The sequence below is a fragment of the Corallococcus sp. CA053C genome (assembly GCF_003611675.1).
GTDB lineage: Bacteria > Myxococcota > Myxococcia > Myxococcales > Myxococcaceae > Corallococcus.
The window spans coordinates 25672-45755 of sequence record NZ_RAWA01000014.1; the positions used below are offsets into that span (position 1 = coordinate 25672).

The 20084-nt window shown below is 69.9% G+C and carries 1 protein-coding gene (running past one end of the window); it reads left to right on the forward strand.

What is annotated here, in order from left to right; genetic code table 11:
• Nucleotides 1-20070, forward strand: partial view of a non-ribosomal peptide synthetase gene (locus tag D7V97_RS03315; RefSeq protein WP_120609120.1) — the 3' portion only. It extends 17211 nt beyond the left edge of the window; only the last 20070 of its 37281 coding nucleotides appear in the window; the start codon falls outside the window, past its left edge; it ends in the stop codon at nucleotides 20068-20070.
• Nucleotides 20071-20084: the final 14 nt, after the last annotated feature.

Sequence of the window (20084 nt, forward strand, 5' to 3'; positions counted from 1 at the left end):
GGCGGGCACTCGCTGCTGGCGACGCAGGCGATGTCGCGCGTGCGGAGCGCCTTCGGGGTGGAGCTGCCCCTGCGAGCGCTCTTCGAGGCGTCCACCGTCGCCAAGCTCGCGCTGCGAGTGGAGGCGGCGCAGCGCGCGGGGCAGGAAGCCGTGGTCCCGAAGCTCGTGGCGGTGGACCGCACCGCGAGCAACCTGCCGCTGTCGTTCGCGCAGCAGCGCCTGTGGTTCCTGGATCAGCTGGAGCCGGGCAGCGCTTCCTACAACATGGCCACCGCGGTGAAGCTGGCGGGGCGCCTGGATGTGCCGGCGTTGCAGCGCACGTTCACGGAGTTGGTGCGTCGGCACGAGGCCTTGCGGACGACCTTCGAGACCCGGGACAGCCAGCCGGTCCAGGTCATCGCTCCCCGCGTCGAGTCCGCTCTCGAAATGATCGCGCTCGTGGGACGGACTGCCTCCGAGCAGACCGCCGAAGTGAACCGGTTCGCCAGGGAAGAGGCCACCCGTCCGTTCAATCTGAGCCGGGGTCCGCTCTTCCGCGCGAAGCTGGCGCGGCTGTCGGAGACGGAGCACGTGCTGGTGCTGGTGATGCACCACATCGTGTCGGACGGCTGGTCGATGGACGTGCTCGTGCGCGAAGTGGCCGCGCTCTACAGCGCCTACGCGGCGGGCCGTGCATCACCGCTGCCGGAGCTGGAAGTGCAGTACGCGGACTACGCGGCGTGGCAGCGCGGCTGGTTGCGAGGCGACGTGCTGCAAGGCCAGCTCGGCTGGTGGCGTCAGCAGCTGGAGGGAGCGCCGCACGCGCTGGAGTTGCCCACGGACCGGCCGCGTCCGGCGACGCAGAGCTTCCGTGGCGCGAGGACCGGGCTCCAGTTGCCGCGAGCCTTGGAAGAGGGCGTGGCGGCCCTGGCGCGTCAGGAGGGAGCAACGCCCTTCATGGTGCTGCTCTCGGCGTGGCAGGTGCTGCTCGCCCGCTACAGCGGACAGCAGGACATCACCGTGGGCACGCCCATCGCAGGCCGTAACCGCACGGAGCTGGAAGGCCTCATCGGCTTCTTCGTGAACACGCTGGTGCTGCGCACGAAGCTGGACGAGCGCGCGAGCTTCCGCGAGGTGCTGCGTCAGGTTCGCGAGACGACGCTGGGCGCGTACGCGCACCAGGAAGTGCCGTTCGAGAAGCTGGTGGAGGAGCTGAAGCCGGAGCGCGATCTGAGCCGCTCGCCGCTCTTCCAGGTGATGTTCACGTTCCAGAACACACCGGGTGGATCAGGCCAGGCGCTGCCGGGTGGGCTCGTGCTGAGCCCGGTGGAGACGGAAGGGACCACCGCGAAGTTCGACCTGTCGCTGGGAATGGCGGAGACGGGCCGGGGGCTCGCGGCATCGCTCGAATACAACACCGACCTGTACGACGCGGAGACGGCGCAGCGGATGCTGGGTCATCTCGGGACGTTGCTGGTCGCGATCACCCAGAACGCGGATGCGAGCGTCTGGGACCTGCCGTTGCTGGAGGCGGAGGAGCGCCAGCAGGTGCTGAAGCACTTCGCGGGCACGGCAGCCCAGGAGCGTGAGACGACGGAGACCGTGCACGGCCTCTTCGCGGCCCAAGCGGCGAAGACGCCCGCTGCGGTGGCGGTGGTGCACGAGGGCGCGGAGTTGACGTACGCACAGGTGGAGGCACGCGCGAACCAACTGGCGCGTCACCTGAAGACGCTGGGCGTGGGGGAGGAGAGCCGGGTAGGCGTGTGCGTGGAGCGCACGGAAGCGATGGTGGTGGCGCTGCTGGGCGTGCTGAAGGCGGGGGCTGCCTACGTCCCGCTGGATGCGACGTACCCGAAGGAGCGCCTGGCCTACATGCTGGAAGGCACGGGCGCCCCGGTGGTGGTGACGCAGGCGGGCCTGGAGGACGTGCTGCCGGAGTACACGGGGCAGTGCGTGCGGCTCGACACGGATGCGGCGGTGTTGAACGGCTACGTTCCCACGCCGTTGAAGGTGAGCAGCCTCCCGAGCCAGCTGGCGTACGTGCTGTACACGTCGGGAAGCACGGGCCGTCCGAAGGGCGTGGCGGTGACGCACGCGAGCGCAGTGGCCTTCTTGAAGTGGGCCACGGGCACCTTCAAGCCGGAGCAGTTGAAGGGCGTACTGGCCGCGACGTCGCTGAACTTCGACCTGTCGGTGTTCGAAGTCTTCGCACCGCTGGTGAGTGGCGGCACGGTGGTGGTGGCAGAGAACGCGCTCGCCCTCGCCGGTTTGAAGGAAGCCGAGCGCGTGACGTTGCTGAACACGGTGCCGTCGGCCGTGGCGGAGCTGGTGCGAAGCGGAGGCCTCCCGTCGACGGTGGAGACAGTGAACCTCGCGGGTGAAGCACTGCCGAACCGGCTGGTGCAGGCGCTGTACGCGCTGCCGCAGGTGAAGGAGGTCAACAACCTCTACGGCCCGACAGAAGACACGACGTACTCGACGCACGCGCGGGTGGAGCGCGGAGCGAAGACGGAGCCGCGAATCGGCCGCCCGCTGGAAGGCACGCAAGCGTACGTGCTGGACGCGAAGGGCCAGCCGGTGCCGGTGGGCGTACCCGGAGAGCTGTACCTGGGAGGCGAAGGCCTGGCGCGAGGCTACCTGGGCCAGCCCGGGTTGACGGCGGAGCGCTTCGTGCCCGACGGCTTCAGCGAGGAGCCGGGAGCGCGGCTGTACCGCACGGGAGACAAGGTGCGGTGGGGGAGGGACGGGACGCTGGAGTACCTGGGCCGAATGGACTTCCAGGTGAAGGTGCGAGGCTTCCGCATCGAGCTGGGCGAAGTCGAAGCGGCGCTGGGTGCGCAGCCCCAGGTGCGCGACGTGGTGGTGGTGGTGCGCGAGGACGCACCGGGAGACAAGCGACTGGTGGCGTACGTGGTGGCGCAGCCGGGCCACACCGTGGAGGCCACGGCCCTGCGGAGCGCACTGAAGGGCCGGCTGCCGGAGTACATGGTGCCGTCGGCCTTCGTGGTGCTGGAAGCGCTGCCCCTCAACGCCAACGGCAAGGTGGACCGCAAGGCCCTGCCCAGGCCGGAGGCAGGTGCGGAGCGCAGCCAGGAGTACGTGGCGCCGCGCACGGAGACCGAGGAAGTGCTCACACGACTGTGGGCGCTGCTGCTCGGCGTGAAGCAGGTGGGCATCCACGACAGCTTCTTCGAACTGGGCGGCCACTCACTGCTGGCGACGCAGGCGATGTCTCGCATCCGGACGGCCTTCAACGTCGAGCTGCCACTGCGAGCCCTCTTCGAATCCCCGACCGTCGCGGAGCTGTCCCTCAAGGTGGAAGCAGCCCGGAGCGCGGGGCTCGCATTGACGGCCCCCCGTCTGGAGGCACTGCCTCGGACGGGTCGGGAACCCCTGTCCTTCGCGCAGCAGCGGTTGTGGCTGCTGGATCAGCTCCAGCCCGGGAGCGCGTCCTACAACCTGCCCATGGCGGTGCGTCTCTCCGGTGCACTGGACGTGGAGGCCCTGCGCCGCACCTTCGACGAACTGGTGCGCCGTCACGAGGCCCTGCGCACGACCTTCCAGGTGCACGACGGCCAGCCCTTCCAGGTGGTCGCTCCATCGCAGGAGATGGCCTGGGCCTTCACGTCGCTGGACGGACTGTCCGAGTCGCAGCGTGAGACGAAGCTCCAGAAGCAGGTGGCCGCGGATGCCCATCGTCCGTTCGACTTGAGCCAGGGTCCGCTCTTCCGCGCGACGTTGGTGCGGCTGACGGAGACGGAACACGCGCTGGTGCTGGTGATGCACCACATCGTGTCCGACGGCTGGTCGATGGACGTGCTCGTGCGCGAAGTGTCCGCACTCTACGGCGCGTATGCGGCGGGCCGTGTGTCACCGCTGCCGGAGCTGGCGGTGCAGTACGCGGACTACGCGGCCTGGCAGCGCGGCTGGCTGCGAGACGAGGTGCTGGAGGCGCAGCTCGGTTGGTGGCGTCAGCAGTTGGACGGCGCCCCGCACGCGCTGGAGTTGCCCACGGATCGGCCCAGGCCCGCGGTGCAACGCTTCCACGGCGCCAACGCGTCCCGGATGCTCCCGAAGTCGCTGAACGAGTCGCTGAAGACGCTGGCACGCCAGGAGGGCGCCACGTCCTTCATGGTGTTGCTGGCGGCATGGCAGGTGCTGCTCGCGCGCTACAGCGGACAGCAGGACCTCAGCGTGGGAACGCCCATCGCGGGCCGCAACCGCACGGAGCTGGAAGGGCTCATCGGCTTCTTCGTCAACACGCTGGTGATCCGCTCGCGGCTGGAGGGCAGTCCGTCCTTCCGTCAGGTGCTGCGCCAGGTGAAGGAGACGACGCTGGGGGCGTACGCGCACCAGGAGGTGCCGTTCGAGAAGCTGGTGGAGGAGCTGAAGCCGGAGCGCGACCTGAGCCGCCCGCCGCTCTTCCAGGTGATGTTCACCCTGCAGAACGCGGTGTCAGGAACGCAGGAGGCCCCTTCCTCCGAAGGCGCCCTGTCGCTGCGCTCGCTCGAAACGGTCGGGAACACGGCGAAGTACGACCTGACGCTGTCGATGATGGAAGACCCCTCGGGCCTCCGCGCGTCGCTCGAATTCAACACGGACCTCTTCGACCCGACGACGGCGGACCGGATGTTGAAGCACCTGGGGTTGCTGCTGGAGGGACTCGCGAAGGACGCGGATGCGGACGTGTGGGACGTGCCGCTGCTGGATGCGGCCGAACGTCAGCAGGTCCTCGTGCGCTGGAACGACACCCACGTCGCCTTCCCCACGGAAGGGGCCGTGCACGAGCGTTTCGCCGTCCAGGCCGCGCGGGCACCCGGAGCGGTGGCGGTGGAGTCGGCCTCCGGCGCGAAGCTGACGTACGGCGAGCTGGAGGCCCGGTCGAACCGGCTCGCGCGGCACCTGCGCGCGTTGGGCGTGGGCCCCGAGGTCCGCGTGGGCCTGTGCGTGGAGCGCTCGCCCGAGATGGTGGTGGGCATGCTGGCCGTGCTCAAGGCGGGCGGCGCGTACGTCCCGTTGGATCCGGCCCATCCTCGCGAGCGACTGGCGTACCTGCTGGAAGACGCCCGGATGCCGGTGGTGCTCACGCAGCGCTCACTCCGTGAGGCATTGCCGGAAGGATCGGCGCACGTGCTGTGCCTGGACTCGGACTGGGAGACCCTCGTGGCCCCGGACGCGGGAGTCCTGGCATCGGTCGCGGCGGGGCAGCTCGCCTACGTCATCTACACGTCGGGCTCCACCGGGCGGCCGAAGGGCGTGGAGGTTGAACACGCGAACCTCGGCAACATGGTGACGTGGCATCAGCGCGCTTACGGACTGACGGAGGCGGATCGGACGACGCAGCTCGCGGGCCTGGCCTTCGACGCGTCCGTCTGGGAGATCTGGCCCACGCTGGCCACGGGCGCGAGCCTGCACCTTCCGCCGGAAGAGGTGCGCACCGCGCCCTCCGAGCTGGTGCACTGGCTGACCGCGCGGCGCATCACCGTCGCGTTCCTGCCCACGGTGCTCGCCGAAGCGGTGATCGCCCACGAGTGGCCCGCAGCGACGGCGCTCCGCACGCTGCTGACGGGCGGAGACCGGCTGCACCGCGTGGACGTCGATGGCCTGCCGTTCCAGGTCGTCAACCACTACGGCCCCACGGAAGGCACGGTGGTCTCCACCGCGGCGGTGGTGAGCGCCTCGACGCAGGCGCCTCCCATTGGCCAGCCCATCACGAACATGCGGGCCTACGTGCTGGACGCCCGCCTGCGGCCGGTCCCCGTCGGAGTCGGTGGCGAGCTGTACGTCGCGGGAGCGGGCGTGTCGCGCGGCTACCTGCGCCGCCCCGCGCTGACGGCCGAACGCTTCATCCCGGATCCGTTCACCCCCGAGCCCGGAGCCCGGCTGTACCGGACTGGCGACCGGGTGCGCTGGCTGGCCGAAGGGATGCTGGAGTTCCTGGGCCGCGCCGATGATCAGGTCAAGGTCCGTGGCTTCCGCATCGAGCCCGGAGAGATCGAACAGGCGCTCGCCCAGCATCCGGCGGTGCGCGAGTGCGTGGTCGTCGTGCGCGACGACGCCCGCGGTGGCAAGCGACTGGTGGCGTACGTCGTGGCCGAAGGCGGAGCGACGCTGGAGTCCGGCGTGCTCCACGCCTTCCTGCGGGAGCAGCTGCCGGAGTACATGGTGCCGTCGGCGTTCGTGGTGCTGGACACCCTGCCGCTCAACACCAGCGGCAAGGTGGACCGGCGCGCCTTGCCGGCACCCGAGGCGGGCGCGTCCCGTCCGGATCAGTGGGTGGCCCCGAGCACCCCGACGGAGGTGTTGCTCGCGAGCCTCTGGGCCCAGGTCCTGGGCGTGCCCCAGGTGGGAGCGGAGGACAGCTTCTTCGAGCTGGGTGGGCACTCGCTGCTGGCGACGCAGGCGATGTCCCGCATCCGTTCGGCGTTCGGCGTGGAGCTGCCGCTGCGTGCGCTCTTCGAGGCACCCACGGTGTCCCGCCTCGCGCTGAAGGTGGACGAAGCGGTGCGTGCGACCCACGACACCGAGCGGTCCGTGATTCCCGCCCTGGTGCCCGTGGCGAGGACGGGGGCCGAACCGCTCTCCTTCGCGCAGCAGCGCCTGTGGTTCCTGGATCAGCTCCAGCCGGGAAGCGCCCAGTACAACCTGCCTGTCGCCCTCCGGCTGTCGGGGAGGCTGGACGTGCCGGCCCTGGAGCGCACGTTCGCGGAGCTGGTGCGTCGGCACGAGGCCCTGCGCACCACGTTCCAGGTCCGTGATGGCGAACCGGTCCAGGTCATCACGCCGAAGTCCTCCGGAGCGCTGGGCGTCATCGACCTCTCGGAGCGAGCGGCCGAAGCGCGGCAGGACGAAGTCCGGCGTGTCGTGGAGGCGGAAGTCGCGCGTCCGTTCGACCTGAGCCAGGGCCCGCTCTTCCGCGCGTTGCTGCTCACGGAGTCGGAGCAGGAGCACGTGCTGGTGCTGGTCATGCACCACGCGGTGTCCGACGGCTGGTCGATGCGGGTGCTGGTGCGTGAAGTGGCCGCGCTCTACGCGGCGTACGCGGAAGGGCGTCCCTCGCCGCTGCCGGAGCTGGCGGTGCAGTACGCGGACTACGCGGCCTGGCAGCACGGGTGGCTCCGTGGTGATGTGCTGGAAGCGCAGCTGTCCTGGTGGCGTCAGCAGTTGTCGGGGGCCCCCAGGGCCATCGAGCTGCCGACGGATCGGCCCAGGCCCGCGGTCCAGACGGTGCGGGGTGCGAGCGCATCGGTGCTGTTGCCGAAGTCGCTGGAAGAGGCGGTGTCGACGCTGGCACGTCGGGAGGGCGCCACGTCCTTCATGGTGCTGCTGGCGGCGTGGCAGGTGCTGCTGGCGCGCTACAGCGGGCAGCAGGACATCAGCGTGGGAACGCCCATCGCGGGTCGCAACCGCACGGAGCTGGAAGGGCTCATCGGCTTCTTCGTCAACACGCTGGTGATCCGCTCGCGGTTGGAGGGCAGTCCGTCCTTCCGTCAGGTGCTGCGGCAGGTGAAGGAGACGACGCTGGGCGCGTACGCGCACCAGGAAGTGCCGTTCGAGAAGCTGGTGGAGGAGCTGAAGCCGGAGCGCGACCTGAGCCGCTCGCCACTCTTCCAGGTGATGTTCACGCTGCAGAACAGCGCGAAGGGGCCGGACGAAGCCCTGCCCGGCGTCGGCGGATTGACGTTGCGTCCCGTGGAGACGGAAGGCGCGACGGCGAAGTTCGACCTGTCGTTGACGATGTCGGAGACGGGCCAGGGGTTCGCTGCGTCGCTCGAATACAACACCGACCTGTACGACGCGGAGACGGCCCAGCGGCTGTTGGGACACCTGGGGACGTTGCTGCGCGGGCTCACGAAGGACGCGGATGCGAGCGTCTGGGACCTGCCGCTGCTGGAGGCGGAGGAGCGTCAGCAGGTGCTGAAGCGCTTCGCGGGCACGGCGGCCCAGGAGCGTGAAGCGACAGAATCCATCCACGGCCTCTTCGCGGCGCAAGCGGCGAAGACACCGGGCGCGGTGGCGGTGGTGCACGAGGGCGCGCAGCTGACGTACGCGCAGGTGGAGGCGCGGGCGAACCAGTTGGCGCGTCACCTGCGGACATTGGGAGTCGGGGAGGAGAGCCGGGTGGGCGTGTGCATGGAGCGCACGGAAGCCATGGTGGTGGCACTCCTGGGCGTGCTGAAGGCGGGGGCCGCCTACGTCCCGCTGGATGCGACGTATCCGAAGGAGCGCCTGGCCTACATGCTGGAAGGCACGGGCGCGCCAGTGGTGGTGACACAGGCGGGCCTGGAGGACGTGCTGCCGGAGTACACGGGCCAGCGAGTGCGACTCGACGCGGACGCGGGAACGTTGACTGCGTATTCGGATGCGGGTCTGGGCAACACGGGTACAGCGCAGCAGTTGGCCTACGTGCTGTACACGTCGGGAAGCACGGGACGTCCGAAGGGCGTGGCGGTGACGCACGCGAGCGCGGTGTCCTTCCTGAAGTGGGCCACCGCGACCTTCACGTCGGAGCAGTTGAAGGGCGTACTGGCGGCGACGTCGCTGAACTTCGACCTGTCGGTGTTCGAAGTCTTCGCGCCGTTGGTGAGTGGCGGCACGGTGGTGGTGGCAGAGAACGCGCTCGCCCTCGCCGGTTTGAAGGAAGCCGAGCGCGTGACGTTGCTGAACACGGTGCCGTCGGCCGTGGCGGAGCTGGTGCGAAGCGGAGGCCTCCCGTCGACGGTGGAGACAGTGAACCTCGCGGGTGAAGCACTGCCGAACCGGCTGGTGCAGGCGCTGTACGCGCTGCCGCAGGTGAAGGAGGTCAACAACCTCTACGGCCCGACGGAGGACACGACGTACTCGACGCACGCGCGGGTAGAGCGCGGAGCGAAGACGGAGCCGCGAATCGGCCGTCCGCTGGAAGGCACGCAAGCGTACGTGCTGGATGCGAAGGGCCAGCCGGTGCCGGTGGGCGTACCTGGAGAGCTGTACCTGGGAGGCGAAGGCCTGGCGCGCGGTTACCTGGGCCAGCCCGGGTTGACGGCGGAGCGCTTCGTGCCCGACGGCTTCAGCGAGGAGCCGGGAGCACGCCTCTACCGCACGGGAGACAAGGTGCGGTGGGGCCGGGACGGGACGCTGGAGTACCTGGGCCGGATGGACTTCCAGGTGAAGGTGCGAGGCTTCCGCATCGAGCTGGGCGAAGTCGAAGCGGCGCTGGGCGCGCAGCCGTCCGTGCGCGACGTGGTGGTGGTGGTGCGGGAGGACGCACCGGGAGACAAGCGACTGGTGGCGTACGTGGTGGCGCAGCCCGGCCACACCGTGGAGGCCACGGCCCTGCGCAGTGCCCTGAAGGGCCGGTTGCCGGAGTACATGGTGCCGTCGGCCTTCGTGGTGTTGGAGGCACTGCCCCTCAACGCCAACGGCAAGGTGGACCGCAAGGCCCTGCCCAGGCCGGAGGCAGGTGCGGAGCGCAGCCAGGAGTACGTGGCGCCGCGCACGGAGACCGAGGAAGTGCTCACACGACTGTGGGCGCTGCTGCTCGGCGTGAAGCAGGTGGGCATCCACGACAGCTTCTTCGAGCTGGGTGGTCACTCGCTGCTGGCGACGCAGGCGATGTCCCGTATCCGCTCGGCCTTCAGTGTCGAACTGCCACTGCGAGCCCTCTTCGAGGCCCCGACGGTCGCAGGGCTCGTCCTCAAGGTCGAAGCGGCCCGGAGCACGGGGCTGGCGTTAACGGTGCCGAAGCTGGAGGCCGTGGCGCGGACGGGGCGGGAGCCGTTGTCCTTCGCCCAGCAGCGGCTGTGGCTGCTGGATCAACTCCAGCCCGGGAGTGCGTCCTACAACCTGCCCATGGTGGTGCGTCTCTCCGGCGCACTGGACGTGGAGGCGCTGCGCCGCACCTTCGACGAGCTGGTGCGCCGCCACGACGCCCTGCGCACGACGTTCCAGGTGCACGATGGACAGCCCTTCCAGGTGGTCGCGCCGTCCCAGGAAGTGGCCTGGAGCCTGACCGCGTTGGAAGGCGTACCGGAGGCCTGGCGTGAGACGGAGCTCCGGAAGCAGGTGCGCGCCGAGGTCCTCCGTCCGTTCAACCTGAGCCAGGGTCCGCTCTTCCGCGTGACGCTGGTGCGTTTGACCGGATCGGAGCACGTGCTGGTGCTGGCGATGCACCACATCGTGTCCGACGGCTGGTCGATGGACGTGCTCGTGCGCGAAGTGACCGCGCTCTACGCGGCGTACGCGGAAGGGCGTCCCTCGCCGCTGCCGGAGCTGACGGTGCAGTACGCGGACTACGCCGCGTGGCAGCGTGGATGGCTGAAGGGCGAGGTCCTGGAGACGCAGCTCTCCTGGTGGCGTCAGCAGCTCGAAGGCTCACCGCACGCGCTGGAGTTGCCGACCGACCGGGCGCGGCCCGCGGTGCAGACCTTCCACGGCGCCAATGCGGCCCGGATGCTCCCGAAGTCGCTGGAGGACGCCGTCAAGACGCTGGCGCGTCAGGAGGGCGCGACGTCCTTCATGGTGCTGCTGGCGGCGTGGCAGGTGCTGCTCGCGCGCTACAGCGGACAGCAGGACCTCAGCGTGGGAACGCCCATCGCGGGTCGCAACCGCACGGAGCTCGAAGGGCTCATCGGCTTCTTCGTCAACACGCTGGTGATCCGCTCGCGGCTGGAGGGCAGTCCGTCCTTCCGGCAGGTGCTGCGCCAGGTGAAGGAGACGACGCTGGGCGCGTACGCGCACCAGGAAGTGCCGTTCGAGAAGTTGGTGGAGGAGCTGAAGCCGGAGCGTGACCTCAGCCGCTCGCCGCTCTTCCAGGTGATGTTCCTGCTCCAGAACACGCCGGGCGGATCAGGAGAGGCGCTTCCGGCTGGCCTCGTCCTGCGTCCCGTGGACACGGAAGGAACCACGGCGAAGTTCGACCTGACCCTCGGGATGGCGGAGACCGGCCGGGGGCTCGCGGCATCGCTCGAATACAACACCGACCTGTACGACGCGCAGACCGCCGAGCGGCTGCTGGGGCACCTGGGTGTGCTGCTGGTAGGCATCGCGAAGGACGCGGATGCGAGCGTCTGGGATCTGCCGCTGCTGGAGGCCGAGGAGCGTCAGCAGGTGCTGAAGCACTTCGCGGGCACGGCGGCCCAGGAGCGTGAAGCGACAGAATCCATCCACGGCCTCTTCGCGGCGCAAGCGGCGAAGACACCGGGCGCGGTGGCGGTGGTGCACGAGGGCGCGGAGCTGACGTACGCGCAGGTGGAGGCGCGGGCGAACCAGTTGGCGCGTCACCTGCGGACATTGGGAGTCGGGGAGGAGAGCCGGGTGGGCGTGTGCATGGAGCGCACGGAAGCGATGGTGGTGGCGCTGCTGGGCGTGCTGAAGGCGGGGGCCGCCTACGTCCCGCTGGATGCGACGTATCCGAAGGAGCGCCTGGCCTACATGCTGGAAGGCACGGGCGCGCCAGTGGTGGTGACACAGGCGGGCCTGGAGGACGTGCTGCCGGAGTACACGGGCCAGCGCGTGCGACTCGACGCGGACGCGGGAACGTTGGCTGCGTACTCGGATGCGGGTCTGGGCAACACGGGTACAGCGCAGCAGTTGGCCTACGTGCTGTACACGTCGGGAAGCACGGGACGTCCGAAGGGCGTGGCGGTGACGCACGCGAGCGCGGTGTCCTTCCTGAAGTGGGCCACCGCGACCTTCACGTCGGAGCAGTTGAAGGGCGTACTGGCGGCGACGTCGCTGAACTTCGACCTGTCGGTGTTCGAAGTTTTCGCACCGCTGGTGAGCGGCGGCACGGTGGTGGTGGCAGAGAACGCGCTCGCCCTCGCCGGGCTGAAGGAAGCCGAGCGCGTGACGTTGCTGAACACGGTGCCGTCGGCGGTGGCGGAGCTGGTGCGAAGCGGAGGCATCCCGTCGACGGTGGAGACGGTGAACCTCGCAGGCGAAGCGCTGCCGAACCGACTGGTGCAGGCGCTGTACGCGCTGCCGCAGGTGAAGGAGGTCAACAACCTCTACGGCCCGACGGAGGACACGACGTACTCGACGCACGCGCGGGTGGAGCGCGGAGCGAAGACGGAGCCGCGAATCGGCCGCCCGCTGGAAGGCACGCAAGCGTACGTGCTGGATGCGAAGGGCCAGCCGGTGCCGGTGGGCGTGCCCGGAGAGCTGTACCTGGGAGGCGAAGGCCTGGCGCGCGGTTACCTGGGCCAGCCCGGGTTGACGGCGGAGCGCTTCGTGCCGGACGCCTTCAGTGAGAAGCCGGGAGCGCGGCTGTACCGCACGGGAGACAAGGTGCGGTGGGGCCGGGACGGCACGCTGGAGTACCTGGGCCGAATGGACTTCCAGGTGAAGGTGCGAGGCTTCCGCATCGAGCTGGGTGAAGTCGAAGCGGCGCTGGGCGCGCAGCCGTCCGTGCGCGACGTGGTGGTGGTGGTGCGCGAGGACGCACCGGGAGACAAGCGACTGGTGGCGTACGTGGTGGCGCAGCCGGGCCACACCGTGGAGGCCACGGCCCTGCGGAGCGCACTGAAGGGCCGGCTGCCGGAGTACATGGTGCCGTCGGCCTTCGTGGTGCTGGAGGCACTGCCCCTCAACGCCAACGGCAAGGTGGACCGCAAGGCCCTGCCGAAGCCAGAGGCAGGCGCGGAGCGCACGCACGTCTACGTCGCACCCCGCACGGAAACCGAGGAGGTGCTGGCGAGCGTCTGGGCGCAGGTGCTGGGCGTGAAGCAGGTGGGCATCCACGACAGCTTCTTCGAGCTGGGCGGCCACTCACTGCTGGCGACGCAGGCCGTCTCGCGAATCCGCACGGCCTTCAACGTCGAGCTGCCACTGCGAGCCCTCTTCGAGGCCTCCACGGTCGCGGAGCTGGCCCGGAAGGTGGAAGCGGCCTGGCAGTCGGGCCGTCGCGCGACGATGCCCGCGCTCATGAAGCAGTCGCGCACGGGCGAGGAGCCGCTGTCCTTCGCGCAGCAACGCCTCTGGTTCCTGGATCAACTGCAACCGGGCAGTGCCTTCTACAACCTGCCCGCGGCCGTCCGGCTGTCGGGTCCGTTGGACGTGGCGGCCCTGCGCCGCACCTTCGACGAGCTGGTACGGCGCCACGAAGCCCTGCGCACGACCTTCCAGGTCCGCGACGGTCAGCCGGCGCAGGTGGTCGCGCCGTCGGCGAACACGGTGCTGGAGTCGGTGGACCTCGAAGCCCTGCCCGCCGCGGAACGTGAGGCGGAGGCCCAGCGCCGGGCGCAGTGGGAATCACAGCGTCCGTTCGACTTGAGCCAGGGCCCGTTGTTCCGGGCCCGGCTGCTGCGGCTGAGCGCCACCGAACACGTGCTGGTGCTGGTGATGCACCACATCGTGTCGGACGGCTGGTCGATGGGCGTGCTGGTGAAGGAAGTGGGAGCCCTCTACGCGGCCTTCACGCAGGGCCACGAGTCGCCGCTGTCCGAGCTGCCGGTGCAGTACGCGGACTACGCGGCGTGGCAGCGCGGCTGGCTGAAGGGCGAGGTCCTGGAGTCACAGCTCGGCTGGTGGCGTCAGCAGTTGGAAGGCGCGCCGCCCGCGTTGGAGCTGCCGACGGACAAGCCGCGTCCGGCGGTGCAGCGCTTCCGGGGCGCGAGCCACTCGGTGGCACTGCCGCGCTCCGTGGAGGAGCAGGTGAAGGCGCTGGCGCAGCGGGAGGGCGTGACGTCCTTCATGCTGCTACTGGCGGCCTGGCAGGTGGTGCTGGCGCGCTACAGCGGGCAGCAGGACGTCAGCGTGGGAACGCCCATCGCGGGCCGCAACCAGACGGAGCTCGAAGGGCTCATCGGCTTCTTCGTGAACACGCTGGTGCTGCGCACGAAGGTGGAGGGGCAGCGGTCCTTCCGGCAGGTGCTGGCCCAGGTGCGTGAGATGACGTTGGGCGCGTACGCGCACCAGGAGGTGCCGTTCGAGAAGCTGGTGGAGGAGCTGAAGCCGGAGCGCGACCTCAGCCGCACGCCGCTGTTCCAGGTGTCCTTCACGCTGAACACCGTGCCGACGGGGACGGGCCAGTCCCTGCCGGGTGGGCTGGTGCTGCGCTCGGTGGAGACGGAAGGCGCGACGGCGAAGTTCGACCTGACGCTGGCGATGTCGGAGACGGGCCAGGGGCTGGCGGCGACGCTGACGTACAACACGGACCTCTTCGAGGAGGGAACCGCGAAGCGGCTGCTCAAGCACCTGGGCATCCTCCTGGAGGAAGTGACGGCCCGTCCCGATGCACGCCTCGCGGAGGTGGCCCTGCTGCGGGGCGCCGAGGCGCAGCGGGTGCTGGTGGAGTGGAACCAGACGGCGGCGGAGTTCCCGCGAGAGGCGACGCTGCACGGCCTCTTCGAGGCGCAGGCCCTCAAGACGCCAGACGCCGTGGCGATCATCAGCGAGGAAGGGACGCTCACCTACCGGCAGGTGAACGAAGCCGCCGAAGCGCTGGCGGACAAGCTGCGTGCCTGGGGCGTGGGCCCGGAGGTGAAGGTGGGCCTGGCGCTGGAGCGCTCCGCGGCGCTGGTGGTGGCGCAGGTGGCGACGCTGAAGGCCGGAGGCGCCTGGGTGCCCCTGGACGTCGAGTACCCGGCGGAGCGGCTGGGCTTCATGGTGGAGGACAGCGGCGCGGCCCTGGTGCTCGCGCACAAGGCCCGGGCGCACGAACTGCCCATCACCGCCGCGCGCGTGGTCCACGTGGAGGACGCCCTCGCCACAGGGGCTTCGTCGGAACACATCGCTCGCAAGGAAGCCCAAGTGGCCCGGGATGCCGACGCCCTGGCGTACGTCATCTACACGTCAGGCAGCACCGGGAAGCCGAAGGGCGTGGGCGTGGGACACCGCGCCGTCGTCAACCACCTGCACTGGCGGCAGGAGCGCTTCCCGATGAGCGGAAGCGACGCGTTCCTGGCAAAGGCCTCCAGCAGCTTCGACATCTCGGTGTGGGAGGTCTGGGCCCCGCTGGTGAGTGGAGCGCGGCTGGTGTTGGCGAAGCCGGGAGGTCAGCGCGACACGGAGTACCTCGTGAAGACGGTGGCCGAGCACGCGGTGACGCACGTGCACTTCGGGCCGGCGCCGCTGGGCACCTTCCTGGAGACCGCTGGGGTCGAGGCGTGCGAAGCCCTGCGCTACGTCTTCTGCGGCGGCGAGGCCTTGGGCGCGGGGCTGCACCGGCGCTTCGTGAAGAAGCTGGGCGCGACGCTGGTGCATCAGTACGGCCCGACGGAAGCGTGCATCGACTGCGTGGCGTGGGAGACGCCGCGGGAGGCGGTGGAGGTGGTGCCGCTCGGCCGGCCCATCGCGAACACGGACGTGTACGTGGTGGACGACGCAGGGCGCGCCGTGCCGGTGGGCGTGGCGGGTGAGCTGCTGGTGGGCGGCGAGGGTCTGGCTCGGGGCTACCTGGGCCGCGCGGACCTCACGGCGGAGCGCTTCATCCCGGACGGTCTGAGTGGACGGGCCGGAGCGAGGCTGTACCGCACCGGAGACAAGGCGCGCTGGAGGGAGGACGGGACGCTGGAGTACCTGGGCCGCTTGGACTTCCAGGTGAAGGTGCGCGGCCATCGCATCGAGCTGGGCGAGGTGGAAGCCGCGCTGGTGGCGCAGGCCGGAGTCCGCGAAGCCGTGGCGGTAGTGCGCGATGAAGCCGCGACGGGCAAGCGGCTGGTCGCGTACGTGGTGGCGAAGCCGGGCGAAGCGGTGGACGCGCAGGCGCTGCGCACGGCGCTGAAGCAGCGGTTGCCGGACTACCTGGTGCCGTCGGCGCTGGTGGTGCTGGAAGCGCTGCCGCTCAACGCCAACGGCAAGGTGGACCGCAGGGCCCTGCCGGCGCCGGAGGCCAGCCCGTCGCAAGCAGGCCGGTACGAGGCGCCACGCACGGCGACGGAAGAAGCGCTGGCGGCCCTCTGGGCGCGGGTGCTGGGCGTGCAGAAGGTAGGGGCTCGGGACGACTTCTTCGACCTGGGCGGGCACTCGCTGCTGGCGACGCAGGTGGTGTCGCGCCTGCGGACGGCCTTCGGCGTGGAGCTGCCGCTGCGAGCCCTCTTCGAGGCGCCCGTACTGCAGGCCCTGGCCGAGCGGATCGACGTGGAGGTGGCACAGGGGCAGGGCACGAAGCAGCTTCCGCTGGTGGCCCGGCCGCGCACGGGGCGGGAGCCGCTGTCCTTCGCGCAGCAGCGCCTGTGGTTCCTGGATCAACTGCAACCGGGCAGTGCCCTCTACAACCTGCCGTCCGCCGTGAGGTTCACGGGACGGTTGGACGTGTCGGCGTTGGAGCGCACGTTCACGGAGCTGGTGCGCCGGCATGAAGCCCTGCGGACCACGTTCCAGGGGATCGACGGAGAACCGATCCAGGTCATCGCGCCCGTGGCGACGAAGACGCTGAAGATCATCCCGCTCTCCGAGCAAGGGACCGAGGAGCGCAGGGCGGAGGCACGTCGCTTCGCCGAAGAGGAGGCCGCGCGTCCGTTCGACTTGAGCCAGGGCCCGCTCTTCCGCGCGACCCTGCTCTCGGTGTCGGAGGAGGAGCACGTGCTGGTGCTGGTGATGCACCACATCGTGTCGGACGGCTGGTCGATGCGGGTGCTGGTGCGCGAAGTGTCCGCGCTCTACGCCGCGTATGCGGAGGGGCGTCCCTCGCCGCTGCCGGAGCTGGAAGTGCAGTACGCGGACTACGCGGCCTGGCAGCGCGGCTGGCTGCGTGGTGACGTGTTGGAGACGCAGCTCGCCTGGTGGCGTCAGCAGCTGGAGGGTGCGCCGAGGGCCATCGAGCTGCCGACGGATCATCCGAGGCCCGCCGTGCAGACCTTCCGCGGCGCGAACACCGCGGTGGTGTTGCCGAAGACGCTGGAAGACGCGGTGTCGGCGCTGGCACGTCAGGAGGGAGCGACGCCCTTCATGGTGCTGCTGGCGGCGTGGCAGGTGCTGCTCGCCCGCTACAGCGGACAGCAGGACATCAGCGTGGGAACGCCCATCGCGGGCCGCAACCGCACGGAGCTGGAAGGGCTGATCGGCTTCTTCGTGAACACGCTGGTGCTGCGCACGAAGCTGGAAGACGGCGCGAGCTTCCGGCAGCTGCTGCGTCAGGTGAAGGAGACGACGCTCGGCGCGTACGCGTACCAGGAGGTGCCGTTCGAGAAGCTGGTGGAGGAGCTGAAGCCGGAGCGCGACCTGAGCCGCTCGCCGCTGTTCCAGGTGATGTTCACCTTGCAGAACAACGCGAAGGGCGCGGACGCGGGACAGCCCGGAAGTGAAGGGCTGGCGCTGCACGAAGTCGATACCAGCAGCGGAGCCGCGAAGTTCGAGCTGTCGCTGGCCATGGCGGAGACGGGCCGGGGCCTCGCGGCATCGCTCGAATACAACACCGACCTCTACGACGCGGAGACGGCGCAGCGGATGCTGGGGCACTTGGCGGTGCTGCTGGAAGGCATCGCGAAGGACGCGGACGCCAGCATCTGGGACCTGCCGTTGCTGGAGGCGGAGGAGCGCCAGCAGGTGCTGAAGCACTTCGCGGGCACGGCGGCCCAGGAGCGTGAGACGACGGAGACCGTGCACGGCCTCTTCGCAGCCCAAGCGGCGAAGACGCCCGCTGCGGTGGCGGTGGTGCACGAGGGAGCGGAGCTGACGTACGCGCAGGTGGAGGCGCGGGCGAACCAGTTGGCGCGTCACCTGCGGACATTGGGAGTCGGGGAGGAGAGTCGGGTGGGCGTGTGCATGGAGCGCACGGAAGCGATGGTGGTGGCGCTGCTGGGCGTGATGAAGGCGGGGGCTGCCTACGTCCCGCTGGATGCGACGTACCCGAAGGAGCGCCTGGCCTACATGCTGGAGGGCACAGGCACCCCAGTGGTGGTGACGCAGGCGAGCCTGGAAGGAGTGCTGCCGGAATACACGGGCCAGCGCGTGCGGCTCGACACGGATGCGGCGGTGTTGAACGGCTACGTCCCCACGCCGTTGAAGGTGGGCAGCCTCCCGAGCCAGCTGGCGTACGTGCTGTACACGTCGGGAAGCACGGGACGTCCGAAGGGCGTGGCGGTGACGCACGCGAGCGCGGCGGCCTTCTTGAAGTGGGCCACGGGCACCTTCAAGCCGGAGCAGTTGAAGGGCGTACTGGCCGCGACGTCGTTGAACTTCGACCTGTCGGTGTTCGAAGTCTTCGCACCGTTGGTGAGCGGCGGCACGGTGGTGGTGGCGGAGAACGCGCTGGCCCTGGCCGGGCTGAAGGAAGCCGAGCGCGTGACGCTGCTGAACACGGTGCCGTCAGCCGTGGCGGAGCTGGTGCGAAGCGGAGGCATCCCGTCGACGGTGGAGACAGTGAACCTCGCAGGCGAAGCACTGCCGAACCGACTGGTGCAGGCGCTGTATGCCCTGCCGCAGGTGAAGGAGGTCAACAACCTCTACGGCCCGACAGAAGACACGACGTACTCGACGCACGCGCGGGTAGAGCGCGGAGCGAAGACGGAGCCGCGAATCGGCCGTCCGCTGGAAGGCACGCAAGCGTACGTGCTGGACGCGAAGGGCCAGCCGGTGCCGGTGGGCGTGCCCGGAGAGCTGTACCTCGGAGGCGAAGGCCTGGCGCGCGGTTACCTGGGCCAGCCCGGGTTGACTGCGGAGCGCTTCGTGCCCGACGCCTTCAGTGAGAAGCCGGGAGCGCGGCTGTACCGCACGGGCGACAAGGTGCGGTGGGGGAGGGACGGCACGCTGGAGTACCTGGGCCGGATGGACTTCCAGGTGAAGGTGCGAGGCTTCCGCATCGAGCTGGGTGAAGTCGAAGCGGCGCTGGGCGCGCAGCCGTCCGTGCGCGACGTGGTGGTGGTGGTGCGCGAGGACGCACCGGGAGACAAGCGACTGGTGGCGTACGTGGTGGCGCAGCCGGGCCACACCGTGGAGGCCACGGCCCTGCGGAGCGCACTGAAGGGCCGACTGCCGGAGTACATGGTGCCATCGGCCTTCGTGGTGCTGGACGCACTGCCCCTCAACGCCAACGGCAAGGTGGACCGCAAGGCCCTGCCCGCGCCGGCGGTGGGAACAAGCGTCGCGGGGAAGGTCATCGCGCCCCGTGACACCGTGGAGTTGCAGCTGGTGTCCATCTGGGAGGAGCTGCTGGGCACCCAGCCGATCAGCGTCGATGCGGACTTCTTCGAGCTGGGAGGCCACTCGCTGCTGGCGGTCCGGTTGATGACGGCGATCCGCAAGCGTCTGGGGAAGGGCCTGCCGTTGGCGGCGCTCTTCCTGAGCCCGACGGTGGAACGGCTGGCGGCGCTCCTGCGTCAGGACTCGGCACCGTCGATGTCGCCGCTGGTGATCATCCAGCCGCAAGGCAGTCGTCCCCCGTTGTTCTGCGTCCACCCGGCCGGAGGCAACGTCCTCGGCTACGTGGAGCTGTCGCGGCAGCTGGGTCCGGATCAGCCGTTCTACGGGCTGCGCTCCCTGGGCATCGAAGGCGAGCAGAAGCCGCTGGAGACCATCGAGGCGATGGCGACCACCTACGTCGAAGCCGTGCGCACGGTGCGACCGCAAGGCCCCTACCTGCTCGCGGGCTGGTCCATGGGCGGAGCCGTGGCCTACGAGATGGCCCGCCAGCTGCGCGCGGCGGGACAGACCGTGGCGCTGCTGGCGCTCATCGATCCGGGCTCCGTGAGCACGACCGGAGGCACGGGCACGGAAGGCGAGCAGCTCGGCCAGGAGCTGGAGGCGCTCTTCGATGAGGACCCCGAGGGCAAGGCTCCGCGGAAGTCACCGGAGGCCGGCGAACCGCCTTCGCGAGATGCGCTCCTGGCGCGGCTGCTGGACGAGGCGAAGAAGGCCGGAGCGGTGACGCCGGACGTGGAGCTGCGGGACTTCCGCATCCTGATGGGCATCTTCGAGCTCAACCGCAAGGCGACCCGTCGGTACGTCCCCGTCCCGCACGAGGGCGGCATCACCGTGATCCGCGCCAGCAAGAACGCGGACCCCGCGCCGCTCGGCCGGGATCGGGGATGGGGCGCCCTGGGCCTGGGTGGCGTGAAGCTGCTCGAAGTGGAGGGCGACCACTACTCCATCCTCCGGGCCCCGCAGGTCACGGTCCTGGCCGAGGCGCTTCGGAAGCGGATCGCGGAGGCCCTGCAAGAAGGTCAGGAATGATCCTTCTGGAGCTC